24 protein-coding genes and 1 pseudogene are annotated in these 25,761 nt (G+C 67.8%); 13 read left to right on the forward strand and 12 right to left on the reverse strand.

All coding sequences use genetic code 11. The features are described 5' to 3' along the window. Positions 1–1,090, reverse strand: a 1,090-nt coding sequence (locus ACWELQ_RS06205; protein ID WP_452395953.1) for an Lrp/AsnC family transcriptional regulator, incomplete at its 3' end; no start/stop codon positions are given. Between the two features lie 49 nt (positions 1,091–1,139). Here ACWELQ_RS06205 and ACWELQ_RS06210 point away from each other — a divergent pair. Then, entirely contained in the window at positions 1,140–2,378 is a 1,239-nt protein-coding gene (locus tag ACWELQ_RS06210) for an MFS transporter (RefSeq protein WP_452395954.1), read from the forward strand. Beyond that, positions 2,375–3,613, forward strand: coding sequence for an amidohydrolase (locus ACWELQ_RS06215; RefSeq protein ID WP_452395955.1), 1,239 nt, complete (start codon positions 2,375–2,377; stop codon positions 3,611–3,613). The genes ACWELQ_RS06210 and ACWELQ_RS06215 overlap by 4 nt, the downstream gene beginning before the upstream one ends. A 45-nt stretch (positions 3,614–3,658) precedes the next feature. Here the strand turns inward: ACWELQ_RS06215 and ACWELQ_RS06220 are convergent, their stop codons facing one another. Further along, positions 3,659–4,588 (reverse strand): LysR family transcriptional regulator, encoded by a 930-nt coding sequence (locus ACWELQ_RS06220; RefSeq protein ID WP_452395956.1) that lies wholly within the window; start codon positions 4,586–4,588, stop codon positions 3,659–3,661. 110 nt (positions 4,589–4,698) lie between these two features. On the opposite strand from ACWELQ_RS06220, the pseudogene ACWELQ_RS06225 reads away from it, so the two are divergent. Together ACWELQ_RS06225 and ACWELQ_RS06230 are read left to right on the forward strand one after the other, a co-directional pair. Continuing rightward, positions 4,699–4,926, forward strand: a pseudogene (locus tag ACWELQ_RS06225) (indolepyruvate ferredoxin oxidoreductase subunit alpha); the annotation flags it as partial. A gap of 28 nt (positions 4,927–4,954) precedes the next feature. Further along, positions 4,955–5,743 carry a class I SAM-dependent methyltransferase gene (locus ACWELQ_RS06230; RefSeq protein WP_452395957.1) on the forward strand — a complete coding sequence of 263 codons (789 nt, stop codon included), beginning with the start codon at positions 4,955–4,957 and terminating at the stop codon, positions 5,741–5,743. Here the strand turns inward: ACWELQ_RS06230 and ACWELQ_RS06235 are convergent. Together ACWELQ_RS06235 and ACWELQ_RS06240 are read right to left on the reverse strand one after the other, a co-directional pair. Then, a complete protein-coding gene (locus ACWELQ_RS06235; RefSeq protein WP_452395958.1) occupies positions 5,740–6,402 on the reverse strand; it encodes an SGNH/GDSL hydrolase family protein in 663 nt (220 codons plus the stop codon). The genes ACWELQ_RS06230 and ACWELQ_RS06235 overlap by 4 nt on opposite strands. Before the next feature lie 19 nt (positions 6,403–6,421). After that, positions 6,422–7,828 (reverse strand): MFS transporter, encoded by a 1,407-nt coding sequence (locus tag ACWELQ_RS06240; RefSeq protein ID WP_452395959.1) that lies wholly within the window; start codon positions 7,826–7,828, stop codon positions 6,422–6,424. Between the two features lie 100 nt (positions 7,829–7,928). On the opposite strand from ACWELQ_RS06240, the gene ACWELQ_RS06245 reads away from it, so the two are divergent. Beyond that, a complete protein-coding gene (locus ACWELQ_RS06245; protein ID WP_452395960.1) occupies positions 7,929–8,558 on the forward strand; it encodes a TetR/AcrR family transcriptional regulator in 630 nt (209 codons plus the stop codon). 18 nt (positions 8,559–8,576) lie between these two features. Here ACWELQ_RS06245 and ACWELQ_RS06250 read toward each other — a convergent pair whose 3' ends face one another. Genes ACWELQ_RS06250 through ACWELQ_RS06270 form a run of 5 tightly spaced genes read right to left on the reverse strand, consistent with a single transcriptional unit; the run spans position 8,577 to position 13,883 of the window. Beyond that, positions 8,577–9,638 carry a 2Fe-2S iron-sulfur cluster-binding protein gene (locus tag ACWELQ_RS06250; protein ID WP_452395961.1) on the reverse strand — a complete coding sequence of 354 codons (1,062 nt, stop codon included), beginning with the start codon at positions 9,636–9,638 and terminating at the stop codon, positions 8,577–8,579. Then, the gene (locus tag ACWELQ_RS06255) at positions 9,635–10,531 is read right to left on the reverse strand and encodes an SDR family NAD(P)-dependent oxidoreductase (protein WP_452395962.1); all 897 of its coding nucleotides are present in this window, start codon (positions 10,529–10,531) and stop codon (positions 9,635–9,637) included. The genes ACWELQ_RS06250 and ACWELQ_RS06255 overlap by 4 nt, the downstream gene beginning before the upstream one ends. Further along, a complete protein-coding gene (locus tag ACWELQ_RS06260; RefSeq protein WP_452395963.1) occupies positions 10,528–12,093 on the reverse strand; it encodes a flavin-containing monooxygenase in 1,566 nt (521 codons plus the stop codon). The genes ACWELQ_RS06255 and ACWELQ_RS06260 overlap by 4 nt, the downstream gene beginning before the upstream one ends. A 16-nt stretch (positions 12,094–12,109) precedes the next feature. Next, positions 12,110–12,991: a metal-dependent hydrolase gene (locus ACWELQ_RS06265; protein ID WP_452395964.1), complete on the reverse strand. Its 882-nt coding sequence runs from the start codon at positions 12,989–12,991 to the stop codon at positions 12,110–12,112. A gap of 31 nt (positions 12,992–13,022) precedes the next feature. Further along, on the reverse strand, positions 13,023–13,883 hold the full coding sequence (locus ACWELQ_RS06270; RefSeq protein ID WP_452395965.1) for a metal-dependent hydrolase: 861 nt from the start codon (positions 13,881–13,883) through the stop codon (positions 13,023–13,025). 122 nt (positions 13,884–14,005) lie between these two features. Here ACWELQ_RS06270 and ACWELQ_RS06275 point away from each other — a divergent pair, with 122 nt between their 5' ends. Next, complete coding sequence (locus tag ACWELQ_RS06275) at positions 14,006–14,704, forward strand: TetR/AcrR family transcriptional regulator (RefSeq protein ID WP_452395966.1); 699 nt, start codon at positions 14,006–14,008, stop codon at positions 14,702–14,704. Here ACWELQ_RS06275 and ACWELQ_RS06280 read toward each other — a convergent pair. Beyond that, positions 14,694–15,254, reverse strand: a complete 561-nt coding sequence (locus tag ACWELQ_RS06280) for a TetR/AcrR family transcriptional regulator (RefSeq protein ID WP_452395967.1) — start codon at positions 15,252–15,254, stop codon at positions 14,694–14,696. The genes ACWELQ_RS06275 and ACWELQ_RS06280 overlap by 11 nt on opposite strands. Positions 15,255–15,507: 253 nt before the next feature. On the opposite strand from ACWELQ_RS06280, the gene ACWELQ_RS06285 reads away from it, so the two are divergent. From ACWELQ_RS06285 to ACWELQ_RS06295, 3 genes are read left to right on the forward strand one after another with little or no spacing between them, the layout of a single operon-like run. Further along, a complete protein-coding gene (locus tag ACWELQ_RS06285; protein WP_452395968.1) occupies positions 15,508–17,196 on the forward strand; it encodes a SulP family inorganic anion transporter in 1,689 nt (562 codons plus the stop codon). A gap of 7 nt (positions 17,197–17,203) precedes the next feature. Then, positions 17,204–19,003, forward strand: coding sequence for an alkyl/aryl-sulfatase (locus ACWELQ_RS06290; RefSeq protein ID WP_452395969.1), 1,800 nt, complete (start codon positions 17,204–17,206; stop codon positions 19,001–19,003). Positions 19,004–19,013: 10 nt separating this feature from the next. Next, positions 19,014–19,688, forward strand: a complete 675-nt coding sequence (locus tag ACWELQ_RS06295; protein ID WP_452395970.1) for a hypothetical protein — start codon at positions 19,014–19,016, stop codon at positions 19,686–19,688. 12 nt (positions 19,689–19,700) lie between these two features. Here the strand turns inward: ACWELQ_RS06295 and ACWELQ_RS06300 are convergent, their stop codons facing one another. Continuing rightward, positions 19,701–20,348 (reverse strand): TetR/AcrR family transcriptional regulator, encoded by a 648-nt coding sequence (locus ACWELQ_RS06300; RefSeq protein ID WP_452395971.1) that lies wholly within the window; start codon positions 20,346–20,348, stop codon positions 19,701–19,703. A gap of 104 nt (positions 20,349–20,452) precedes the next feature. On the opposite strand from ACWELQ_RS06300, the gene ACWELQ_RS06305 reads away from it, so the two are divergent. Continuing rightward, a complete protein-coding gene (locus ACWELQ_RS06305) occupies positions 20,453–21,706 on the forward strand; it encodes an oxygenase MpaB family protein (protein WP_452395972.1) in 1,254 nt (417 codons plus the stop codon). 57 nt (positions 21,707–21,763) lie between these two features. Further along, complete coding sequence (locus ACWELQ_RS06310; RefSeq protein WP_452395973.1) at positions 21,764–22,741, forward strand: NAD(P)H-dependent flavin oxidoreductase; 978 nt, start codon at positions 21,764–21,766, stop codon at positions 22,739–22,741. Positions 22,742–22,810: 69 nt separating this feature from the next. Here the strand turns inward: ACWELQ_RS06310 and ACWELQ_RS06315 are convergent, their stop codons facing one another. Further along, on the reverse strand, positions 22,811–24,538 hold the full coding sequence (locus ACWELQ_RS06315; RefSeq protein WP_452395974.1) for a GMC family oxidoreductase N-terminal domain-containing protein: 1,728 nt from the start codon (positions 24,536–24,538) through the stop codon (positions 22,811–22,813). A 262-nt stretch (positions 24,539–24,800) separates the two neighbouring features. On the opposite strand from ACWELQ_RS06315, the gene ACWELQ_RS06320 reads away from it, so the two are divergent. Together ACWELQ_RS06320 and ACWELQ_RS06325 are read left to right on the forward strand one after the other, a co-directional pair. Further along, positions 24,801–24,956, forward strand: coding sequence for a hypothetical protein (locus tag ACWELQ_RS06320; protein ID WP_452395975.1), 156 nt, complete (start codon positions 24,801–24,803; stop codon positions 24,954–24,956). 4 nt (positions 24,957–24,960) lie between these two features. After that, positions 24,961–25,761: YeiH family protein (locus ACWELQ_RS06325; RefSeq protein ID WP_452395976.1), on the forward strand; the 801-nt coding region annotated here is incomplete at its 3' end.

Below are 25,761 nucleotides of genomic sequence, written 5' to 3' on the forward strand. Positions count from 1 at the left end.
ACGATCGGGGCCGTTTCGACGGCCACTCCGACACGGGTCGGCGCGTAACCCCGGTAATCCCAGAAGACCAGGTCGCCTGGCGACAGCGCCGGCCCATGCGTTTGAGCGTGCGCAAGGTCAGCTGGCGTTCGGTGATCCGCAGCTCCGGGAACGCGCGCTGTAGCCGGGTTTCCAGCTGCACTCCCTCGCGCGGACTGCGCAGCCAGCCGATGAGCTGGACATTGCTGTCATCGGCGGTCGCGACGCACAACCGGATCTCGGGCCAGCTCGCCAACGCCGCACCGAGCTCGTCCAGCGCGGACGCCGGCGCCTGCGCCCAATAGTTGGCGGTGACCGTCCACCCGGCGGCCTGCTCCGCGAAATCACAGCGCAGCACCAGCCGGCCCGACCGCGTCATCTCCGAAATGCGGCGGCGCACCGTGGTTTCGGTGAGGCCGGTATCGCGGGCCAGATCGGCGATGCTGCGGCGGCCGTCCACGGACAACGCCAGCACCAGGGCCGCGTCACCGGGCAGCGGCCGGAACCGGGCCGGGGCGGACGTGCGCGGATCGGTCAGCAGCGTGCGCTGGCCGGGGTCGAGCGACTGCGGACGCCAATGGCTGCCTTCGACATACACGTGCACATTGACGGCGGTGCGGATCTCCTCGACACCGGGCAGGGTGGCCAGTTCCCGCGCGATGAAATCGTCCAGGGCCGCGAGACCCTCGACCGCGACCGACAGTTGCACCGGGAAACTGCCGGTGAGACGGTCGACGCTGAAGACGTGGGGCATGGCGATCACCCGTTCGCAGATCGCCGCCAGATGCTCGGCGCGACACCGCAACCGCAGGTAGGCGATGGTGGCGAACTCCGGCGCGTAGGCGGTGATCCAGGCCAGGCCCGAGCCGGTCAGCTGCTGCCAGCGGCGGGCGGCGGTGGTGGCGTCGATGCCGAGCGAGGCGCCGATCCGGGTCCAGGAGGCCCGCGGATTGATCTGCAGCGCGTTCACCAAATCGAGGTCACGCTCATCGAAGGCCGCGAGTGCGGCGGATTCCGGCACGGGACTCGGATGGATGGCGGTATCCGGCGAATCCTCCGTATCCTCGGGCATGGGGCCCAGTGTGGCATTCAGCCACTCCTCCCGCCGTGAAGGGGCATGGATGCCACGCACCACCCGGATAACCATCATGCTGCTGTTCGCGGCGTGGGTGGTCGATTACATCGACCGGACCGTCATCAATTTCGCGCTGCCGTCCATCGGCCACGATCTCGGTCTCACCCACACCCAACAGGGTCTGCTGGTGTCGGTGTTCTTCATCCCGTACGCGCTCATCCAGATTCCCGGCGGGTTGCTGGCGGACCGCTACGGTGCGTTGAAGGTGGGCGTCATCGGACTCACCGCCTGGTCGGTCTTCACCGGATTGACGGCTGTGGCCTGGTCTTTCGCGGCGCTGATGAGCATTCGTTTCCTGTTCGGGTTGGTGCAGGGCGTCTTTCCCGCGGCCGCCATCAAGGCCCTGGCCGAACGCAGTCGGCCCGAACAGCGCACGACCGCGGCGGGCTGGACCAATGCCTCCAACGCGGCCGGGCTGCTACTCGCGGCGGGGATCGCCGGGGTCATGCTGCCGACCGTGGGCTGGCGGGCGATGTTCGGCGTCATCTCGGTGCTGGGCGTAGCGGTCATCCTGGCGTGGCGGCGCTGGATGCCGGAACCGCTGGTGCAGGAGGAGATTCCGATGGCGGGCCTCGGCGACAAGGCCGAACGCCGGGCCGTGCTGTTCTCCCCCGCGCTGCTCGGATTCGCGGTTATCTTCTTCGGCTATGACGTGCTGGTGTGGGGTGTCACCTCGTGGACGCCGACCTTCCTGCACGACCAGCGCGGCATCTCCATGGGCCACATCGCCTTCGCGGCGGTGCCGACCACGCTGGCCGCAGCGGCGGGGGTGGTGATCGGCGCGCGGCTCTCCGATCGGATCGGCGGGCGGCCGCGGATGATCGTGGTCCCGGCGATGGCCTGCACCGCCGCACTGCTTTTCGTGCTGCCGCGCGCCGAGCCCTTCCCGCTGTTCGTGCTGGTCGGCACGGCGATGAGCCTCGCCGCCGGGCTGGCCTACATGCCCGCGTTCGCGGTGCCGCTGCGCGCGCTGCCCAGCGCGACGATCGGGGCGGCCACCGGAGTGATCATCTTCGGAGGTCAGCTGGCCGGGGTGCTGGCCCCGGCGGCCTTCGGTTTCATCACCGATCGGCTCTCGTACACCACGGCTTTCGAAACAATGGCCGCCGGACCGCTGCTGGCCCTGGTCGCAGCGGCCGTGGTCCCGCAAACCGCCGAGGCGTTCCGGACGAAGCTGTCCCGGCGCGCACCGGCGCCCGTCCCCTCGAAGGAGAGTCTCACATGAGCGCATCCGCCACTGCCGCACAACGGCTTTCGGACGGCGAGCACTGGCAGCAGGTGTATCGGCACCTGCACGCGCACCCGGAGCTGTCGAGCCAGGAGCACGCCACCGCGAGCCTGGTGGCCGAGGAGCTGCGGGCGCTGCCCGGCTGGGAGGTGACCGAGAACGTCGGCGGCACCGGCGTTGTCGGCGTGCTGCGCAGCGGTCCCGGACCGGTGGTGTGGCTGCGGGCCGATATGGACGCGCTGCCGGTGCAGGAGGAGACCGGGCTCGACTACGCGTCCACCGTCCCGGGTGTCATGCATGCCTGTGGGCACGATGTGCACGTCGCCGCCTTGCTCGGCACCTGTGCGGAGCTGGCCGCGAATCCCTTGCCCGGCACCGTGGTCGCGCTCTTCCAGCCCGCCGAGGAGACCGGCTCGGGCGCGCAGGGGATGATCAATGACGGTCTGCTGGAGCGGTTTCCGCATCCGCGCATCGTGCTGGGTCAGCATGTCAGCCCGTTGCCCGCCGGGATCATCCTGTCCAAGCCCGGGCCCCTTATGGCCGCCTCCGATTCGGTCCGCGTCACCTTCCTCGGCCAAGGTGGGCACGCCTCCCAGCCGCACACCGCCATCGACCCGCTGCTCATGGCGGCCTCGCTGGTGGTTCGCCTGCAATCGCTCACTGCACGCCAGACCGCGACGGCCAACACCCCGGTCCTGACCGCCGGAGCCCTGCACGCGGGCACCCGGCCCAACATCATCGCCGACACCTCCGAGGTGCTGCTGAGCCTGCGCACCTTCACCGACGGTTCCCGCGACCACATGATCGAGGGCATCCAGCGCATGGCCGAGGCCGAGGCCGCGGCCGCGGGCGCGCCCCAGGAACCCAAAGTCGAGTTCTACGACCACTTCCCGGTCACCGAGAACACGCCCGGCGACACCGAACGGGTCCTCGCCACCCTCACCGACGCGGGCCTGCCCGTCATGCCGATGGAACGCCCCATCACCGGCAGCGAGGACTTCGGCGCGTTCGGCACGGCGGCCAAGGCCCCGTCGGTCTTCTGGCATATCGGCGGCGTCGACCCCGCCCGGTTCACCCCGGAGGATCAGGCGTTCATGCTCTCCGAAGGCGCGCTGCCGCCGCGCTTCCCGTCCAACCACTCTCCCCGTTTCGCCCCCGACCCGGCCCAGGCGCTGCCGACCGCCATCACCACCATGGTCACGGCCGCCCGCGCCGAACTCGCTCGTCCCTGATTCGGTTGCCTGGTCGAAATCGCCTGCCCGCCAATGTCGGTCGGCCTAGTGCCTGCGGGTACGGGCCGCTTCGATGCGGGCGGCGAGTTCGACCAGGTCGGCCGCCGGGCCCGTGGGCGGGGTACGGCGATGCCAGATCGCACGGAACTTCCGGGTCAAAGCCATCTCACCGGCCAGCGGTATCTCACGCAGCGTGCCCGCCCGCAGTTCGTGAGCCACGATCAGACGGCTGACCACAGCCGGGGCGGCACCGCTGCGGGCGGTGGTGAGAATCGCTGCGGCGGAACCTAGTTCGGCGGCCGGAGGTGCGGGCGTGCCGTGCATCTCCAAGGTCTCCCACACGGTGTCCCGGGTGCCGGAGCCCTTCTCCCGCCACAGCAGCGGGGTATCGGCCAGCTCGCGCGGGGTCAAGGCCCGGCGGCGAGTGGCCCAGGGATGATGCGGTGCGACGACCACCACCAGCTCATCGGCGGCAAGCACCCGGCTGCCCAATCCCGTTGGCGCATGCGGACCTTCGACGAATCCCAACGCGGCCTCGCGATCCCGTACCGCGGTGGTCACCTGCTGTGAGTTCGCCACATCCAGGGTCACCGCCAGCTCCGGCCGCAGCTTCCGCAACGCCGTCAACCAATGCGGAATGCGATGGTCGGCAAGAGTCGTCGAGGCCATGATCCGCAACACCGCCCGCGGCGCCTGCCGCAAGGCCGCAAGCCCCTCCGCCAATTCCCCCGCCGCAGCCAGCACCGGCCGCCCCAACTCCACCACGGCCTGCCCAGCATCGGTCAACACCGACCCCGACCGCCCCCGATCCACCAGCCGCAACCCCACTCGCCGCTCCAACGCACTCACCCGCATACTCGCCGCCGGCTGACTGATCCCATGCCGCCGCGCCGCAGCCCCCAAACTCCCCAACTCCGCCACCGAAACCAGCAACTCCAGCGACTCCAAATCCGGCGTCCCCGACGGCAAGCTCATAAGCCCACCTTATGAGGTAATCCACTTTCCCGCGCTACCCCCTCCCCGCCCGCCCCACCAGGATCATTCGTATCCGCAAGTCGCGGATACGAAAACCGAAGGAGCGCCCCGTGACGTTCGTGATCGGCGCCGCCTGTGTCGACGTCCTCGACAAAGCCTGCATCGAAGAATGCCCGATGAACTGCATCGCCGTCGGCGAGCGGATGGCCTACATCAACCCCGACGAATGCGTCGACTGTGCTGCCTGCGAACCGGTCTGCCCGGTGGAGGCGATCTACTACGAGGACGACGTGCCCTCCGACCAGGTGCACTTCATCGCCGAAAACGCCCGGTATTTCGCTTGACCGGCGGTTCTATCCTGGCCGGATGAGCCAATTCAGCGAGGCGGGGACGGCCGATCAGGAGCTTCGTGAACGGCGGGCGCGGTCGTTCGGGGCGGCGGCGGCGAGCTATGACGCGCATCGGCCGGACTATCCGGCATCCGGGGTGCGGTGGGCGCTCGAACCGGTGGCCGCTGACAAGGTGCGGGTGCTGGATCTGGCGGCGGGGACCGGCAAGCTCACCGGCGTGATCCTCACCGCGGGGGCGCGGGTGACCGCGGTGGAGCCCGACGATGGGATGCGTGCGGTCCTGGCGGACCGACATCCCGAGGTGACGGCGCTCGCGGGAACCGCGGAATCGATCCCGCTGCAGGATGATTCGGTGGATGCCGTGCTGGTGGGGCAGGCGCTGCACTGGTTCGATCTGCCGCGCGCGTTCCCCGAGATCGCGAGGGTGCTGCGGCCCGGCGGCGTGCTGGCGGGTTTCTGGAACGAACCCGACATGTCCGTGGAGTGGGTGGCCGGGCTGGAACAGGTCTCGCGATCGAACGCGTCCTTCCCATCGGCCAAACAATCGGGCGAGCTGCCCGGCCATCCCCTGTTCACCCCCTTCGAGACGGCGACGTTCCCACATTCGCATCGGCGCACCGTCGAAACCCTCACCGCCACCATCGGCACCCACTCCCACACTCTCGTGATCCCACCGGCCGACCGCACCGTCCTGCTCGATCGGATCTCGGCCTATCTGCGCGGCCGACCCGAGACTTCCGATGGCTCGTTCGAGATGCCGTTGCGCACCTTGGTCATTCGCGCCACCGTCGTACCGCCGGTCTAGCGTCGGGGGGGTGTGGAGAGCGCATGCGCCAATTCCCGCACCGCCACCCCGGCCATCACCGCCTGGCCCGAGGTCGAGAAGTGGATGCGATCCGCGCTGACCAGGTTGTCGCGGTCGTTGAACGGGTGATCCCACATGTCGTAGACCACGGCATCGTATTCGGACGCGAGGCGGCGGGTGATGTCGGTGATGGTGCGAATCCGCTTGTCCCAGTCCGGGTATGCGGGCACGAGGAAGGCTCGTCCCATCGTGAAGGTGGTCAGCAGGGCGCCGGTGTCCGCGGCGAGGCGATACATGCGGCGCATGGAGCGCTCGATCGCGTCGAAATCGGGCTGCCGTCGCAGGATGTCGTTCGGGCCGCTCGGCAGATGCAGCAGGTCCGGCCCGAACTCGCGCATGCGGTCGAACTGGTCGGCTATGGTCCGGTCGGTGGTGACGCCGATCTCGGAAGTGTTGAGGTACAGCAGATCCGGTCGCACCCGCCGCAGCACGGTGGCGAGGCGGTCCGACCAGCCCAGGTTCCGATAACCGGGTGTGGGATCGCCGACACCGGCCGACAGGCTGTCGCCGATCACCCCGAACCGTCGCCAGGGCGCATCGAACAGGAGGGCCGCGGCGGTGAGATCGGGGAGGCAGTAGGGGTCGTTCTGTTCCGTCATGGCCGGATTCGGCATTGTGTTAGTCCTGTTCCGAGCGTTCCGAGCGGGGCGTGATACCGAATGCCGTTGCGGCACCGGCAAGAGCGACCAGGGCGACGAAGATCCAGCCGTGCCGGAAGGCGGTGAGCATGCGGTCCGCGGCGATATCGAGCGAGCCGAGCACGGCGATCAGCACGGCCACACCGAGCACATAGCCGAGCTGGCGGGCGGTGTTCACCACCGCGCTCCCGGTGGCCGACTGGTCCGGCGGCAGGTCGACGGCGGCCGAGGCGATCATGCTGGGCAAGGCGAGGCCGATCCCGATGCCGGAGATCACCCAGCCGGGTAGTACGTCGGAGGCGTAGTGCACGGTGGTGTCGGCACTGGCCAGCACCAGCAGCACGCCGAGAGCGAGCAGCAGATTCCCCAGGGCCACAACGACACCCACCGGCAGCCGCTTGACCAGCCGCTGACTCACGGCGGCGAAGATCGGCACCATACCCGGCCCCGGCAGGATGGCCAGCCCGGTGGCGATGGTGCTGAAGTGCGCCGAGTTCTCCAGCCACAGCGCGATACTCAGGAACCACGCCCCGAAGGCGGTGCAGAACGCCAGCACGGTGAGGTTGGCCCACACGAAGGTCCGCACCCGGAACAGGGCGGGTGACACCACCGGATTCGGTTGCCGCACAATCCGTATCACGAACCACACCGCCCCGGCCGCCGCGACCGCCAGTGCCGCGAGAGTCGCACCGGCGTGCCACGACCAGTCGCCGCTCTTCACCAGCCCCAGCGACAAAGCCCCGATCGCCACGATCAGCAGTGCCGTCCCGAGCAGGTCTGGCATCCGAGAAGCGATGCGCTCGTGCCGATTCGGGACCAGCCGCAGCGCCGCGACCGCCGCCGCGACCCCCACTGGCAGGTTGATCAGGAACACCCACCGCCAGGACGCTTCGACCAGCGCCCCACCGACCACGGGCCCGACGGCGGCGGCGAACGAACTCGTGGTCGCCCATACCTTCACCGCGCCCGGCACTCGCGCGGGCGGCAGCACGGTCAACAGCAGCCCGAGGCTGGCCGGTGTCAGGGCCGCCGCGCCGATCGCCTGTACGACCCGGAACGCGACCAGCGCCCACAGGTTCGGGGCCGCGGCGCAGGCCAGGCTCGCCAGCGTGAAAATGCCCAGCCCGACCAGGAATCCGGCCTTGCGCCCGAACCGATCGGAGAACCGGCCCGCCGGAATCAACAGCGCCGCGTACACGATCGCGTACCCGTTGAGCACCCAGCTGACGTCGGCGAGCGACGAACCCCGATAGGACTCGGCAATTTTGGTGAAGGCCACGTTCACGACGAAGACGTCGAGCATGGCCATGAACGCGGCCGAACACAGGATCCACACGATCGCCGTCGAGCGGTCTCGGATCGGTGGTGCGGTAGTTACGCCAGTCATCAGGTACCCCTTCTCGTCATACGCCGAAAGAATACGGTCGAGCGTATGTATATCGCAAGGGTTGCGATCATCGACCCGAAAACGGCATACGATCGGCTGTATGGACACTTCCGAGACCGAGACGACCAGCGAGAACGGCGATCGTCGACTGCTGCGCGGCGCGCGGTCCCGGCTCGCGGTCACCGGTCGCGCGGTCGAGATCGCGTCGACCGACGGCCTCGACGGGCTCAGCTTCGGGCGGCTCGCCGATGATCTCGGCGTCAGCAAGGCCGGGATCCAGACGCTGTTCCGGACCAAGGAGAAGTTGCAGCTCGCGACCGTCGAGGCAGCGCGCGCGGAATTCCTGGCGGCGGTCGTGCGGCCCGCGGAGGCCGCCCCCGCGGGCGTCGCCCGGCTGCGGGCGCTCGTCGATCGATGGATGGACTACGTCGTCGCGCCGCTGTTCCCGGGCGGCTGCTTCTGGGGCGCGAACCTCCCCATCTTCGACAGCCGCACCGGGCCGATCCGGGACGAGCTGCGCAGGCAGCGGCGCGAGTGGGTCGCGATTCTCGCCACCCAGTTCCGCGCGGCGCTCGCCGCCGGTGAGATCGCCCCGATCGATCCCGATCTGGCCGCCTTCCAGGTCAATGCCCTGCTGACCACGGTCAATCAGGAGTTGCGCCTCGACGACGAGAACAGTGTGACCATGGCTCGCCGGATCATCGACGGAATGCTTTCTCCCACAACCTGATCCGCGCGAGCCCGGCCGCTATTGATCGAAAGAGATGTGCAGCGAATCGGATTCCGGCAGCGTCTGGCAGGCCAGGGTCAAGCCCTGCGCCAGTTCCTCCTCGAGGAGGGATTCGTTCGTGAGCATGCGCGTACGCCCTTGCTTGACCGAGCAGACGCAGGTGGCACAGGCGGATTCGCGGCAGACGTAAGGCGCGTCGATGCCGTGGTCGAGCAGCACGTCGAGCAGCTTCTTGGTGCGGGGCCAGGGCAGGGTGTGCGTTTCGCCATCGATATCGACGGTGACGATGGCGGATTCGGCGGAGGCCACCGGGCTCGGGCCGACCGGGCCGGGATCGGGCGGCGCGACGTTGGCGTGCTCGAAGGGATTGTCGGTGAGGGACCGGTACTTCTCCTCCCGGATGGCCCGCTCGGGAATCCGCAACTGCCCCAGTCCTTGCTTCACGGACGCAGTGAAACCCGCTGGGCCACAGAGATATACCTCGTGCCTGCGGTAGGGCCGAGCCAGCCCGGCGATGCCGCGGGCGGTGGGGAGTCCACGCTCGGATTCCAGCCAGTGCATCACGGTCAGCCGACGTGGGTACCTGCGGACCAGCTCCTGTAGTTGCGCCGCGAAGATGATCGACGGCCGATCCCGATTCGCGTAGAGCACCGCGATCTCGCCCCGGCCCAGGCGCAAGGCCGACTTGAGGATCGACATGATCGGCGTGATGCCGCTGCCCGCCGCGCACAGCAGCAGATCACGGTTCCACGAGCGCGGCGTGAAGTTGCCCGCCGGTTCCAGCACCGTGAGGACGTCCCCGGCGGAAACGTTGTCGCACAGCCAGTTCGAGCCATAGCCGCCGGGCGTGCGTTTGATCGTGACGGTGGGCCGTTCGTCGCCGTCGGGACTGCTCGACAGCGAGTAGCAGCGGGCCACGGACCCCGTGCGCTCGCTGGGGACCCGCAGCGTCAGATACTGCCCCGGCGCGTAGCCGAAACGGCCGGTCAAATCGGTGGGGATATCGAAGATCAGCGAGACCGCGTCGGCGGTCTCGCTGATGACTTCGCGCACCTTGAGTTCGTGGGCGCGAGCATTCACCTGGGGCCTCCCCCTCTGCCCAGCACCAGCTCACCGAGCGACTGGATCCGGTCCATCGAAAGCGGCTGGGTCATGCGGCGATTCACACCGGGAGCAAGCCGCAACATGAAGTAGCCGAGCCACGCTTCGGTCCGCACCGGAACGACGGCCAGATCGAAGCGGATGGAGCGCACGACGGCGCGTGCCACCAGGTCGGGACTCATCGGCGAGAACGGCAGCCGTTCGGCCAGTTCCTGGACCTGCGCGGCGATCTGCTTGCCCCGCTCCACCAGCGCCGGGTCCACACCCACCGCGATGGCATGCTCACCGATGCTGGTGTTGATCACTCCCGGGCAGATCGCGCTCACCCCAACGCCTTTGGGCGCGAGCTCCAGCCGCAAGCATTCGGTCAGCATCTTCACCCCGGCCTTGGACACCGAGTACGCCGCCATCACCGGCGTCGGCGTGAACGCCGCCGCGGAGGCGATGTTCACGATGTGCCCGCGCTTGCCTTCGTCGATCATGAGCCGCCCGAAGGCCCGGCAGCCGTACACCACACCGAGCAGATTGACGCTCAGCTGCCGCTCCCAATCCTCGGGCTCGAGATCCAGAAACGCGCCGCTGACCAGGATTCCGGCATTGTTGACCAGTACGTCCGGCACCCCGTGGTCGGCGTGCACGTCCCGGGCGAACGCCGCCCAGGCGTGCGGGTCGGTGACATCGAGCTGCATGGCGACCGCCCGCTGCCCCTTCGACTGGATGAGCGCCACGGTCCCCAGCGCCGCGTCCTTGTCGATATCGGACACGATGACCTGGGATCCCATGCGCGCGAACCGAAGTGCCGTCGCCCGCCCGATCCCGCTGCCCGCGCCGGTGACGACGACGAGTCGAGGGTCGATGGAGTTGAGTTTCACGAGACCTCCTCGGAGAGCACGGCCGGTTGCGGCGCGACCGGCGCGCCGACGGTGTAGCGGTACACGTCGAGATCGAAATGGCGGTTCTGCCAGTACATCTCACCGTGGGTGGACGGACGGAACGGCGAATCGCCGTGGTTGTCGAGGTAGTAGGTGTTGGACCCCGCGCAGACCGGCGTGAACAGGAAGTTCTTCTCCTGCCGCTTCAGGCACCGCCGGAAGTACTCGTCGTGCACCTCCTGGCGGATCTCGACCTCGGTGGTGCCGCGCGCCCGCGACTCCGCGATGACCCGCGCCAGATGCGCCGAGGTGGCCTCGATCATCCAGATGTAGGAGCCGAGCACGAACCCGTACGGACCGGTGATGGTGAAGGAGTTCGGGAATCCCGGCACCGAAACACCCTGGTAGGACTGGTAGCGCTGCTCATCCCAGAACTGTTCGAGGTCCTTGCCGCCGCGCCCGCGCACCGGAAACGGCGGGATCGCGCCCTTGTCCCACAGCTTGAATCCGGTGGCGCAGACGAGCACGTCGATCTCGTGCTCGGTCCCGTCCACGGTGACCACGCCGCGCTCGGTGATCCGCACGATGGAGTCGGTGACCAGGCTGACATCGGAGCGGTTGAACGTCCGCAGGTAGTCGTTGGACATCGACGGCCGCTTGCAGCCCAATCCGTAACGCGGCGTGAGCTTTTCCCGCAGCTCGGGATCGTCCACCTGCGAGCGCATCCAGCGCCGGATGGGACCTTCGGCCAGCTTCCGCCCGGAGTTGGTGAGCCAGGTCGGCCCGACCACCATGCCGCTCATCGCGACCTCGGTGCCGACATTGCCGACCAGCCGCAGCGCGGAGCGAATCCGCCGGTTGCCCAGCACCTGGCGACCGAGCGCGCCGACCTCGGCATCGTTCTTCGGGAACACCCAGATCGGCGTCCGCTGGAACACGGTCAGATGCTCGGTCTCGTCCACGATCGCCGGAATCAACTGCAGGGCGGTCGCTCCCGTGCCGATGACGGCCACTCGTTTCCCGGCGAGCGATACATCGTGATCCCACATCGCGGTGTGCATGAGGGTGCCGCCGAAGTCGTCGAGCCCCTCGATATCGGGCATCTTGGGCCGTTCCAGCCCGCCGATGGCCAGCACGATGTACCGCGCCGTGAGCCGCTGCCCGCCGTCGGTGCTCAACCGCCACAGGCTGTTCCGGTCGTCGAACTCGGCCGCCACGATGGTGGTGTTCAGCCGCAGCTTGTCGCGGAGCCCGTACTTGTCGACCATGCTCTCGGCGTAGTCGCGCAGTTCGGTGCCGGGGGCGAAGATCCGCGACCAGTCCCCGCGCTGCTCATAGGAGAAGCTGTAGATGAACGACGGAATGTCCACCGCCACCCCGGGATAGGTGTTGGCATGCCAGGTGCCGCCCACCCGATCCCATTTGTCGACGATCACGAAGTCGTGAATGCCTTTGCGTTGCAGTGCGATCCCTGTGCCGATGCCGCCGAACCCGGCCCCGACCACGATGATCTCGTGGTCGGGGCGGGCGGTGGGCACACCACTGCCACCGTTTGTCCCCACTGTCTTTGCCTCCGGCTCAGCCGATTCGGTCCAGCAGTTCGCCGTCCGCGCCGAACAGCTCCTGCCGCCACTGCTCGAGCAGCGCGTTGGTGTCGATGTCGTCGGGGTGGAATCCCGGCCGCATATACGGCCGCATCTCCTTGAGTAGATCCTTGACGATGGGCCCGCGATACAACCGGATCGATTGCCGCAGCACCTTCAACGGCCGCCAACTGCGCGGATCACTGAGGATGGAGGCGAACACGCCGAGCGCGACCACCGGGATGGTGAAGACGTACATGCCCGCCATCACGCCGATGCGGACCGTTTCGGGCCCACCGGCATCGCGGTACACGTCGAAGGCCACCGACTTGTGCTCGAGTTCCTCGAAAGCGTGCCAGTTCAACAGATTCCACACCTCGGGATCACCGGGGATGTCCTGGATCTCCTCGGTGCCCAGCACCCGCTTGGCCAGGGTGGCCGTGTAGTGCTCGGCCGCCGCGGTCACCGCGAGATGCACCTGCCGGGGCACCGCGTTCTCGAGCGCGATCAGACCCCGTTCCCGCAGCGCGTCACTGCCGAAGGTGAAGAGCCGCACGATCGGGAAGCCGTTCGCGATGAGCTGCTCGTTCAGCCGCCGATGCTGCTGCCCGTGCACCGCTTCCTGGCCGATGAACCCGGCCACCCGCTTCTTGAGCACGGGATCGGTGATCTCGCCGGAGAACTTGCGCACCGAGCGGATGAAGGATTCCTCACCCGGCGGGAAGGCTCCCGAGAGCACCGCGATGAGATGGGTGAGCGGGATATCGCCCTGGACGAAGTGGTGTGCCATCGGTTCGGGCTCGCCGAACCGGAATCGCATGCGCCGCACCTTCGGATAGGGCGCGAGAGTGCCGTTTTCCTGCCGACCGATCGCCATTGGTCGGTCCTTTCTTGCGATGGAGTCGTACTTACTTCAGGTGGTCGACGAGCTGACCGTCTTTACCGAAAAGCTCACGCTGCCAACGGGACAGCAGCTCGGAAGTGTCGATGTCGTCGGGGTGGAAGCCGGGGCGCAGATACTTGGCCAGCTCCGGCATCAGGCCGCGGAAGATGGGTCCGGTGAACAGCCGATAGGTCTCGCGGGCCACGCGCACGGGCTGCCGGCGCGCGTTCGGGTCCCGGCCGACCGCCACCGCCAGGCTGACGTAGGTCAGCGGCAGGGTCAGCGCGTACATGGCGAGCATGACGCCGATGCGGGTGCGTTCACTGCCACCGACCGCGCGGAAGACGTCGAAGGCCACCGATTTGTGCTCGAGTTCCTCGAGCGCATGCCAGTTCAGCAGGTTCCACACTTCCGGATCGCCCGGAATGTTCTGGATCTCGTCGCTGCCGAGCACCCGCTGCGCGAGCACCGCGGTGTAGTGCTCCGCGGCCGCGGTCATGGCCAGGTGCACTTCGGGCGAGATTCGCTCCTCGATCTGCAGCATGCGCTCGATGGCCTGCGGGGAGTCCAGCCACTTGATGGGGTAACCCATTTCGACCAGTTTGTCGTTGAGTTTGCGGTGCTCCTGGCCGTGCATCGCCTCCTGCCCGACGAATCCCGTGACCCGCTTGCGCAGACCGGGATCGGTGATCCGGTCGGTCACGCGCCGGACCGAGCGGATGAAGGATTCCTCGCCCGCCGGGAAGCCACCGGACATGCCGGCCACGAAATGGCTGTAGACCATGTCGTTCTCGACGAAGTACTTGTCGTGCGAATCGCGTTGATCGAAGCGGAATTTGATGCGACGGGCCTTCGGATAGGCCTGCGCCGGAAGGGTATTCGTCATCTGACCATCCTTGGTGCAACACTCAGTACCTAGTACTACGTGTTCGATGTAAGGCCAGTGTAGGATTGTCCCAGACACCACACAAGGGGTATGCCGTATCGAATCGAATTACAATCTGCCGCATGGCCTCCCGTCACGACCGCCCGGCCGAGATGAAGGGTGACGCCCGCAGCGACCGCTGGCATTCCCATCGCGCCTCGGTCCGCGCCGAGCTCATCGAGGCCACCATTCGCGCCATCGACGCGCACGGGGCCGAGCTGTCCATCGACGATGTGGTGAAAACCGCTGGTATACCGCGTCCCAAGCTGTACCGCTTCTTCGGCGACAAGGTGGAATTGATGGCCGCGGTCAGCGGCCGGGTACAGGAACTCATCGTCGAGCGCGTCACCCCACACCTGGATCCGACCGGGCCCATCCGCGACGCCGTGCACACCGCGCTGTCCGCGTACATCGATCTGGTCGCCGAGCGTCCCAACCTGTTTCACTTCATCGTGAGCTCACAGGTGGTCACGGCCTTCGGCGCGGCCCGTCTGATCGAGGACGGCCGCCCACTGTCCGATACAGTCGCCGCCTTCTTCTCGGGAGTGCTGCGGCTGCGCGGCGCGAACGGCGATCACACCCAGTTCGCGGTGGACGCCATGCTCGGCGCGGTCGGACTGGGCGTGCTGCGCTGGCTCAACGAACCGGTCATCACCGCAAAGGAACTCGCCGACGAGCTGACCGCCTTCGCGTGGGGCGCGCTGTCTGCCACCGCCGAGGCGCGCGGCCTCACCCTCGATCCCGACGCACCTCTGATGCCGCTCCCCCAGCTCAGCGAATGAACCGCTCCACCATCCGCCGCTCGCTCGCGGCGTCGGCCAGCGGCCAGGTCAGCAGCGACAGCACCATGCGCACGATCCATTGCGCCGCTTCGTCATCGGGTGCGATCCCGGTCAGCAGGGTCGCGATCCGGCCCAGTTCCGGCGAACTCGCGAACGCCCCGTCGCTGCCGCCCGCCCGGCTGCCCGCGAAGCCCTTGGCCAGCACCGGATCCGAGCGCACCGCCACCACCGAGGCCAGGATCGCCTCCACGATCCGGCGCGAGCCCTCGTAGCGCCGTACCGCGGCGGTCACCCGCTCGGCCACGGCCACCGCCGATTTCGCCATCACCGCGTCGAAGAGCGCGGCTTTGCCGGGGAAGTGGCGATACAGCGTGGCGCGCGAACAGCCCGCCGCACCGGCCACGTCGTCCATCCCCACGTGATCGAATCCGCGCGTCTGGAACAACTCCGCCGCGATCCCGACGATCCGGTCCGAGGCGATCGAGCGCCGGACTCCGCCCGCCAGCCAGTCCACCCGCTGCCCGCTCGCCCCGACCGGTTCGGCCACCATACGCACTCCTCATTGGCGAAGATCCGGTCTCATCCTGAGATGTGCTTGCGGATTCGTCCAGTGGCGATTGCGCGGCAAACAGGCTGTCCAACCAATAGCCAGATTTAAGGAAATCCCAATTTGGCATTAATTCCGCTAGTCAACACGCATATCTAGAATTGCTGAAAGTTCACCCATTCCGTGTGAGTCTCGGTGAGCCAGCGCATGACACCGTGCGTCCACGGGGGCAGACCTGCCGCAGAGGAGACAACGCGTGGAAAAGAGGGTGGCGCGACTCGGTCGCCGGCTCGGCACACCCACGGCCAAGGACATCACCTCCGGCATGGCCACCGGCCTGTTCAGCATTCCCGAGGGCATGGCGTACGCCTCCATCGCCGGATTCAATCCGGTCGCCGGGCTGTACGCGGGCGTGGTGCCGCCCATCCTGGGCTCACTCACCGCCTCGACCGTCCTCATGATCACCACCCTGACCAGTGCCATCGCCTTGACCGGTCAATCCGCCATCGCCACGGCCGGACTCGACCCGCACGACGCGGGCAATATCGCCGCGCTGACCCTGCTGGTCGGCGTGGTCATGGTGCTCATGGGCGTGCTGCGGCTGGGCGTGGTGATGAGTTTCGTGTCCAACGCCGTCATGGTCGGGTTCTCCACCGGCATCGCGTTGCAGATCATGACCGGCGTCTTCAAGGACGCCACCGGCTACAAGCCGCCGGGGCACAACAAGCTTGTCCAGGTATGGAATTGGCTGACCGGGATCTCGCACTGGCAGTCCGCGGCCACCTGGGTCGCCCTCGCGACCATCGCGGTGTGGGCGGCGGCCCGCCTCATTCCCAAGCTCGAGGCGCTCGCGCTGCTGGTCGCCATGGTCGTGGTCAGCGTGGCCGTCGCCATCCTCGGCACCGATGTCGAACTCGTCTCCGATATCGCCCACATCCCCGGCGCGCTGCCCGGCCTGTCGCTGCCCAACTGGGGTGCCATGCCGCATCTGGCCGCGGGCGCGCTGTCGGTGGCGCTGGTCGCGCTGGCCCAGGCCGCCAGCGTCGCGCCCTCCATGCCCAACCCGGACGGCGGCCGGTCCTCGGTCAATACCGACTTCACCGCGCAGGGCATCGCCAACCTCGGCGGCGGACTGTTCTCGGCGCTGCCTGCGGGCGGATCCCTCTCCCGGACCGGGGTCGCCGCCGGGGTGGGCGCCCGAACCCGCTGGGCCGGAGTCGTTTCCGGCGTCTTCCTCGCCCTGGTGGTGCTCACCTGCGGCAGCCTGGCCGAACGCATTCCCATGCCGGTGATCGGCGGACTCATCCTGGTGGTCGGCGCGGAACTGGTGTGGGGCAAGGTCAAGGACATCGAGCTGGTGTGGCGCACCTCGAAGCTGTCCACCGCCGCCCTCATCGCCACCTTCGCCGCCACCACGCAACTGCCGCTGCAACAGGCCATCGTGATCGGCGCGGTGCTGTCGCTGCTGCTGTACTGCGTGCAGGCGGCCCGGCAGATCGAGCTGGTCGGCCTGGCCCGCGACGCGGCCGGGAACTGGCGCACCACCACTGTGCCGCAGGCGCTTCCGCCCGGCAAGGTCACCGTCATCGACTATCGCGGCAGCAGCTTCTTCGCCGAACTCCCCCGGCTCGAATCGGCGCTGCCCGACGTGTCCGGGGCCCGCGACGCGGTGCTCGTGCTGGTGCTGCGCGCCATGCCCGACATCCCCTCCTCGGCCATCCTGCGCCTGCTCGAACGCTACAACCGCGAATTGCGCGACGCCGGAGGGCGACTCGTGCTCGCGGGGGTGCAGCCGGAGTTGGCGCAGGTCATGCAACACACCGGGCTCCTCGACGAGCTCGGACCCGACGGCGTCGTCGAGACCGAGCCCGAGATCTTCGGGCCGGTCGGCAAGGCCGTCGCGCTCGGAACCAACTGGATCAACAGTCGCACAACCAAACAGTGAGGTGGTCATGACAGCAGCACCCGTGGATCGCACCGATTTCGACAATGCCGAACGCGGTTTCATCACCAAGCTCTCCCCCGCGGTCATTCCGGGCAAGAACGGCGGCGTCGCCTACAACGCCGACGCCTTCGACTTCCTGAAGGGTGAAGGCGCGGACACCGTCACCCCGAGCCTGTGGCGACAGTCCCAGCTGACCGCCATCCATGGCCTCTACCAGGTCTGCGAGGGCGTGTATCAGGTTCGCGGCCTGGACATCTCGAACATGACCCTGATCGAGTCCGACAACGGCATCATCGTGGTCGACCCGCTGGTGAGCGCCGAGACCGCGGCCGCCTCCCTGGCCCTCTATCGCGGCAATCGCGGCGAACGCGCGGTGACCGCCGTGATCTACACCCATCCGCACGCCGACCACTTCGGCGGGGTGCTCGGCGTGGTCGACCCCGACACGACGGTCCCGATCATCGCACCCGAGCACTTCATGGAGCACGCGGTCTCCGAGAACGTCTACGCGGGCACCGCCATGCTGCGCCGCGGCGGGTACTACGCCGGGTCGACCCTGCCGCGCGATCCGCGCGGCGTGGTCGGCATGGGCCTGGGTCCGGTGGCCTCCTCGGGCGAATTCGGCCTGCTCGCACCGACACTCGACATCACCGCCACCGGCCAGGAGGAGGTGGTGGACGGAGTGCGGATCATCTTCCAGATGACACCGGGCACCGAGGCCCCCGCCGAGATGAACTTCCTGCTCCCCGACCGCAACGCTCTGTGCATGGCCGAGAACGCCTGCCACACCCTGCACAACATCCTGACCCTGCGTGGTGCGCAGGTGCGCGACTCCCGCATGTGGTCGCGCTACATCGCCGAGGCGATCGAGATGTTCATCGACCGCACCGATGTGGTGTTCGCCTCGCACCACTGGCCCACCTGGGGACGCGAGAACATTCTCGAATTCCTTACCCAGCAACGGGATACGTACGCCTACCTGCACGATCAGACGGTGCGGCGAATGAACCAGGGCGAGATCGGCAGCGAGATCGCCGAGGACTTCCCGCTGGCCCCGCAGCTGGCCGCGCAGTGGAACAACCGCGGGTACTACGGTTCGATCAGCCACGACGTGAAGGCCATCTACCAGCGCTACCTCGGCTGGTACGACGCCAATCCGGCCCATCTGTGGCAGCATCCGCCGCAGGCACAGGCCACCCGCTACGTGCAGTTGCTCGGCGGTGTCGACGCGACCGTCGCGAAGGTCAAGGAATTCGCCGACCAGGGTGATCTGCGCTTCGCGGCCGAGCTGGGCAGCCACGCCGTCTTCGCCGATCCGTCCCACACCGGAGCCCGGCAGACCCTGGCGCAGGTCTACGAACGGCTCGGCTTCGGCTCCGAGAACGCCACCTGGCGCAACTGCTTCCTCACCGGCGCACAGGAACTCCTGCAACCGGTGGTCTCGACGCCGCTGACCGCGAGCCAGGCCGTCGCGCTGGCCATGAGCATCACCCAGCTGTTCGACACGCTCTCGCTGAATGTGGTGGGCGAGCGGGCATGGGCGGAGAAGTTCAGCATCGCTTGGCATTTCACCGACAGCGGCGAGAACTACCACATGGAGTTGAGCAACGGTGCGCTCATCCACCACCCGGCCACCCGCAAGCGGGACGTCGACCTCGACATCACGCTCACCAAACTCGGTCTGCTGCAACTGATGTCCACCGGTTCGTTCGACGGCCTGCAGACCAAGGGCGACACCGGGGTCTGGCAGCGACTCGCCGGCCTGCTCGACAAGGCCGACCCGAGCTTCGCGATCGTCACCCCCTAGGTCCGACGACGTGCACCACACCCCGAACACGGCCGAGGTCGCCGCGCGTAGGCGCTCCGTCGAGGTCACCGGCTTCACCGGAATCGTCTTCGCGCTCCTGGCATTCGTCTCGCTGGCCCTGCTGCGCGGTATCCCGGACTGGGGGACCGATCCCGCCACCCTGGAACAGTGGTTCCGGGTGGCGGGCAATCGCACCCGGCTCATGTCCATGGTGCTGATCGCGACCGTGGCCTCGATCGCATTGCTGTGGTTCATCGGCACCATCCGGCGCCGCATCGGACAGCAGGAGGACCAACTGTTCGCGACCGTATTCCTCGGCAGCGGACTGATTTTCATCGCCGTCCTGCTGACCGCGCTGGCGGTGTTCGCGGTCCCGGCGACCCTCGCTCAGCAAGTGGACGCCGAAACGGCGGCCCGCGCCTATCCCCTCTGCTACGGGCTGGGCATGAATCTGATGACCATCGTCGCACCGCGCGTCTCGGCGGTGTTCATGCTGTCGCTGTCGAACCTGGGCCGCATGACCGGCGCGTTCCCACGCTGGCTCACCGTGTTGTCCACGGCCACCGGCATTCTCCTGCTGGTGGCGGTCACCGCCTCGATGCACATCGCCTGGATCATGCCCGCCTGGTGCCTGGTCGTCGGCACGGCCATCGTCTGGCGGCGCCGGCAACTGACCCCGGCCTGATCCGAAAAGAATTCAGCTGGAGGCCATTTCACGCTGCACGGTGGTGGTGATCTGCGCGGCGGTCAGGATCATCGCCACCAGGAAGTCGACGACCTGGGCGCGGTCGATGTCCAGCTCGCCGCGCAGCCATTCGATGAGGATCTCGAGGCCGCCGTGGGCGACGGTGCGGGCGGAGAGTTCGGCGTGAACGCCGGTGACGGCCGCTTCGCCGAGCAGTTCGCGGCCCTGGTCGAGCATGACCTCGGCGACCACGCCGACGAGTTGGGTTCGGCGGTGGCGCAATTCGTCGGTGGTCTGCATATCGATGGCCAGGCGGCGACGGGCGGGGTGATCGGCGATGGCGGTGACACCGGCCTCGATCACCGCGCGCAGCCGGATGCGGGTGTCGGCGGGCTCGGTGGCGATGACGGCCATGATGGCGGCGACGACCTCGGCCAGTTGCTCGTCGACCAGCTCGTAGAGCAAGCGGTCGGTATGGCTGTAGGTCTCGTAGAAGTACCGGTCGTTGAGCCCGGCGCGGGCGCACAGGGCGCGCACCTTCAGCCCGCCGACGCCCTCCTCGGCGATGACCTCGAGGGCGACCTCGCGCAGTCGCTCGCGGCGCTGGTTGCGGCGCTGGTCGGCACTGAGTCCGGCGTATCTACCACGGGTTACGTCCACGATTCCGCCTCGTCTGTTGCCATGCCGCAAGGTTTGGTGAAGACTATCACCAAAGTTCTGGTGACGTCCTTCACCAGAGGCTGAGCGCACACAGGAGGCACGCAATGACGCGTACCGAGCAGCTGCCCGATCCGGTGATCTTCCGGGAGTTCCCCTTCAATGTCGGTATTCGCCTGATCGGTCCCGGAGACATCCGGCCGACGACCGAGCAGCAGGCGGCGTATCGGAAGTTCACCAAGATGGGTGATCCACTCGCGGACGCCGTGGTCGAGATGTTCCGGCAGCTGCCCACCGGTACCGGGCGCGCGATGTTCGAGACGGCGCTGGAACGCGGCATCGATGCGGTGCCGGATGCGCCCGCCGAGCTGAAAGCCCTTTTCGCGCAGGTCGATTCGGTGCCGTTCTGGCTCGATCAGGACAAGCTGGAACGCTCGTCACGGGTCAGCGGCCGGGTCAGCCCCTGGGCCACCAATCTGGCGCTGGCGATGTTCTCGCTCAATGGCGGCTATCTGGCCTCGCGCGCGGGCAAGGTGCTGATCGGCACCGGCGGACTGTCCGCCGAGAGCATGGCCCCGCGCCGGGTGGCGGAAACCGTGGGCTGGTGGATGGATGTGACCGCGCCCGGGGGCATGGACCGATTCGCGCCGGGCTTCAAGAACACCGTGCGGGTGCGGATCATGCACGCGCAGGTGCGAGCGGGCATGAAGCGCCGCCCCGATTGGGATTACGCGAATTGGGACGAACCGATCAACCAGTCGCTGACCGCCGGCACCCTCATGCTCTTCTCACTGGCCACCATCGCCGGATGTAATGCGGTGGGGCTGACCTTCTCTCGCAAGGAGAAGGCCGCCGTCTACCACCACTGGCGTTATGTCGGCCACCTGATCGGCCTGGATCCGGAGATCGTGCCCGCCGACGAGACCGATACCTGGCGACTGCTGTGGCTGCAGGCGGACTACGAGTTCCTGCCGGACGAGGACTCGCGCGCCCTGTCCAAGGCGCTGGTCTCGGCGCTCGGCAGGATCTACGGGTTGGACGGCAAGGGCCTGGGGTCGCGCGTACTGGGCCGCGCATTCACCCTGTATGCGGCGTCGTACGGCCGAATCATGGTGGGCAAGACCAACGCTGATTTCCTCGGGCTCCCCAACAATCCCGTCTTCCTCGCGGCCGTACTGGCCACCGCCGCCGTCAACGGCGTGCTCGAGGTGCCGCGCCGCGTCATCCCGGGTGCCACCGGACTGAGCGAGCGGCTCGGCCGCCGCATCACCGAGCGCATGCACGCCAGAATCGTGCGCGCCAACCGCCCCGACCACAGCTATGCCCGTCACGACCGGCTGGCCGAAACCCGCGCAGCCTAACGTTCTTACCGGCGGGTAACCTTCGCCGGGTAGCCCCCTGATGAAGGAATCTGGTCAATGAGCTTGCCGCCCATCCTCTCCGATCGCCTGCGTCTGCCCGCGGTCGCTTCCCCGATGTTCATCGTGTCCGGCCCCGAACTGGTGATCGCCCAGTCCAAGGCGGGCATCGTGGGTTCGTTCCCGTCGCTGAACGCGCGACCGCAGTCGCAGTTCAAGGAGTGGCTGGTGCGGATCAACGAGGAGTTGGCCAAGCACGACGCCGACCATCCGGAACAGCCGTCCGCGCCCTACGCGGTGAACCTGATCGTGCACAAGAGCAATGACCGGCTGGAGGAAGACCTGGCCACGGTCGTCGAGCACCAGGTGCCGATCGTCATCACCTCGCTGGGCGCACGGCCGGATGTCAACGAGGCCGTGCACTCCTACGGCGGCATCGTGCTGCACGACATCATCAACAATGTGTTCGCGCACAAGGCCGTCGAGCGCGGCGCGGACGGCCTGATCGCGGTGTCGGCGGGCGCGGGCGGCCACGCGGGCACCCAGTCGCCGTTCGCCCTGCTGAGCGAGATCCGGGAATGGTTCGACGGCCCGCTGCTGCTGTCGGGCGCGATCGCCCACGGCCGCAACATCCTCGCCGCCCAGGCGGCGGGCGCGGACCTCGCCTACATCGGCTCCGCCTTCATCGCCACCGACGAGGCCAACGCCGTCCCCGGCTACAAGAAGATGATCGTCGACTCCGCCGCCGGAGACATCGTCTACTCCAACCTCTTCACCGGCGTCCACGGCAACTACCTGCGCGGCAGCATCACCGCCGCGGGCATGGACCCCGACAACCTCGCCCAATCCGACCCCACCGCCATGGATTTCGGCACCGGCGAATCGGATCCCTCCACCCCGGGCGCGAAGCCCTGGAAGGACATCTGGGGCTCCGGCCAGGGCATCGGCGCGGTCGACCGCATCGGCCCCGCCGCCGACCTGGTGGAGCGCCTCATCCGCGAATACGCCGAGGCCAAGGCCCGCCTGCTGGCGCTGTAGCCGAACCGAAACCCCCTGAGGGCGGGCGCATTCCGCGCCCGCCTTTCGCTTTTCAGGCGTACGCCGCTTTCATGAGCCCGCGGGCGTCCTCAGGTTCTCGTTGAAGCCGACCAAGGGCAGTCGCAACGCCGCCGGAGCGGTGGGCGGCACGACCGGACTGCGCGGTGCGATCGGAGCGATGCGGCGGTAGGCCGTGCCCAGGTTCGGGCGGGGGTCGGACTCCCCCTTGTTGGGCCACAACGAGACTGCCCGCTCAGCCTGGGCGGTGATGGTGAGGGAGGGGTTGACGCCGAGGTTGGCGGAGATCGTCGAGCCGTCGATGATGTGCAGGCCGGGGTGGCCGTAGAGGCGGTGGTAGGGGTCTACGACGCCGGTGGCGGGGGTGTCGCCGATGACGCAGCCGCCGATGAAGTGGCCGGTCATGGGGATGTTGAGGATGCCGGAGCTGGCCCCGATGGGGATGCCGTCGACGGCGTCGGCGACGCGGCGGGCCACCTCGTGCCCGGCGGGGACCCAGGTCGGGTTGGGTTGGCCCTCACCCTGTTTGGTGGTCATGCGGCGGCCGAACAGGCCGCGTTTGGTGTAGGTGGTGATGGAGTTGTCCACCGATTGCATGACCAGCAGGCCGATGGTGCGCTCGGACCAGTGCCGCGAATCGTGCACGCGGACCGCGTCGCGGGGGCGGCGGCGGGCCGTGCGCAGCCACAGCCGCCAGCGGGGAGTGTCGCCCTCGTCGTCGACCATGAGCGTGCTCATCACGCCGAAAGCATTGCTGCCCTTGCCATACCGCACCGGCTCGACATGGGTGTCGTGGTCGGGGTGGATGGACGAGGTGATCGCCACGCCCTTGGTGTAATCCGAGCGCGGGTCACGGCTGCGCACGCCGAGCAACTCCTCGGAATTGGTGCGCGACAGATAGCCCAGGCGATCCGAGATCCCGGTGAGCGAACCCTTGTCACGCAGGCGGTGCAGCAGCCGCTGGGTCCCGAGCGCGGCAGCGGCGAAAACCACCTGCTCGGCGGTGAATTCGTGGCGCTGTCGGCGCAGGAACCGCCCGGTGCGGACCGTCTCCACGGTGTAGCCGCCGCCGGACAACGGTCGCACATCCGTCACGGTGGTGAGCGGATGCACTGTGGCACCGGCCTTTTCGGCCAGGTACAGGTAGTTCTTCACCAGTGTGTTCTTGGCATTGTGGCGGCACCCGGTCATGCATTCGCCGCAATGGGTACAGGTGCGCCGATCCGGCCCGGCCCCGCCGAAGAACGGATCCGGCACGTCCTCTCCCGGACGACGGCCGGGCCCGCCGAAGAAGACGCCGACGGGCGTGGGCCGGTAGGTGTCACCGATTCCCATCTCCTCGGCGACATCCCGCAGTACCCGGTCGGTGGGTGTGGTGGCCGGATTCTCCGTCACGCCGAGCATGCGTTTGGCCTGGTCGTAGTGCGGCGCGAGCTCGTCCTGCCAGTCGGTGATGTGACCCCACTGCCGGTCGGCGTAGAACTTCTCCGGCGGCTCGTAGAGCGTGTTGGCGTACACCAGGGAACCACCACCCACACCCGCGCCCGCCATCACGAAGGTGTCCTTCAGCAGTGCGAGGCGCTGAATTCCGAAGCAGCCCAGCGCCGGAGCCCACAGGTAGCGCCGCAGCCGCCACGAGGTCTGCGCGAACTCGTGGTCCTCGAAGCGCCGTCCGGCCTCCAGTACCCCGACGCGGTAACCCTTCTCGGTCAGTCGCAGCGCGCTCACGCTGCCGCCGAAGCCGGAACCGATGACGAGGACGTCATAGTCGAATCGCACGTGCTGCTCCTGGGATGAGGGGTTCCGGCGTCGTTGTCGACGCTACGACCTGAGCTGATCCCGGCATGAAAGAGCGGCGGCCAGAAAATCAACACTTTCGGCCATAACGAAGCACAGCTCGGCGACGCCGCGCCCTCCCCCGCCGCCTACCGCCGCGCACACCGTCACCCCTGAAATCAGCTCGATTCCAACGCTGTCCGAATTCCGCCGAGGGCCCCATCATTCACGTGCTGTACTGCGCGTTTATACCTGGAGGCCCCTGGTGAACAGTCCCCAACCCGCGCCGGAGACATCCGGCGCCCGACCTTCGTGGCCGGACGCCCTCGGGCGTCTGGGAGCCGACTGGTGGTCGGTGATCGTGTCCGGCGTCGTCGTCGCCCTGGCCGTATTCGATGTCCTGCCGAAGATTCCGTGGTGACCTGATGAGTGACACGACCGCCACCCCCGACCTGACCAAGACCTCCGCCGAAATCGCCGGTGACGACGAAGCTTTCGACGAACCGTCCGGTCCGCTGACCCTGGCCCGGCTGCTGAGCTACGTCCCCGGAATCCTGCTGCTCATCGCGGTCGGCCTGCTCGGCAAGTACGCCGAGAAGTGGTGGCTGCAGCTCGCCAAGCACGAACACTGGACCGTCCCCGACATCGAATACGTGCTGTGGGCCATCGTGATCGGCCTGCTGATCACCAATACCGTTGGCCTGCACCCGATCTTCAAGCCCGGCATCGGCACCTACGAGTTCTGGCTCAAGATCGGCATCATCGCCCTGGGCGCGCGCTTCATCCTCGGCGATGTCGCCAAGCTGAGCGGGACCAGCTTCATCCAGATCCTGGTCGACATGACGGTGTCGGGCGCGATCATCCTGCTGGTGGCCCGCTACCTCGGCCTGTCCGGCAAGCTCGGTTCGCTGCTGGCCATCGGCACCTCGATCTGTGGCGTGTCCGCGATCATCGCGGGCAAGGGCGCGATCCGAGCCCGCAATTCCGATGTCTCCTATGCCATCGCGGCCATCCTGGCGCTCGGCGCGGTCGCGCTGTTCGCGCTGCCGCCGCTGGGCCACGCCATCGGCCTGAGCGATCACGAGTTCGGGCTGTGGGCGGGTCTGGCCGTCGACAACACCGCCGAGACCACCGCCACCGGCTACCTGTTCTCCGATGAGGCGGGCAAGATCGCGGTGCTGGTCAAGTCGACCCGCAACGCGCTGATCGGCTTCGTGGTGCTGGGC

It is taken from the genome of Nocardia sp. NPDC004722 (assembly GCF_053601505.1).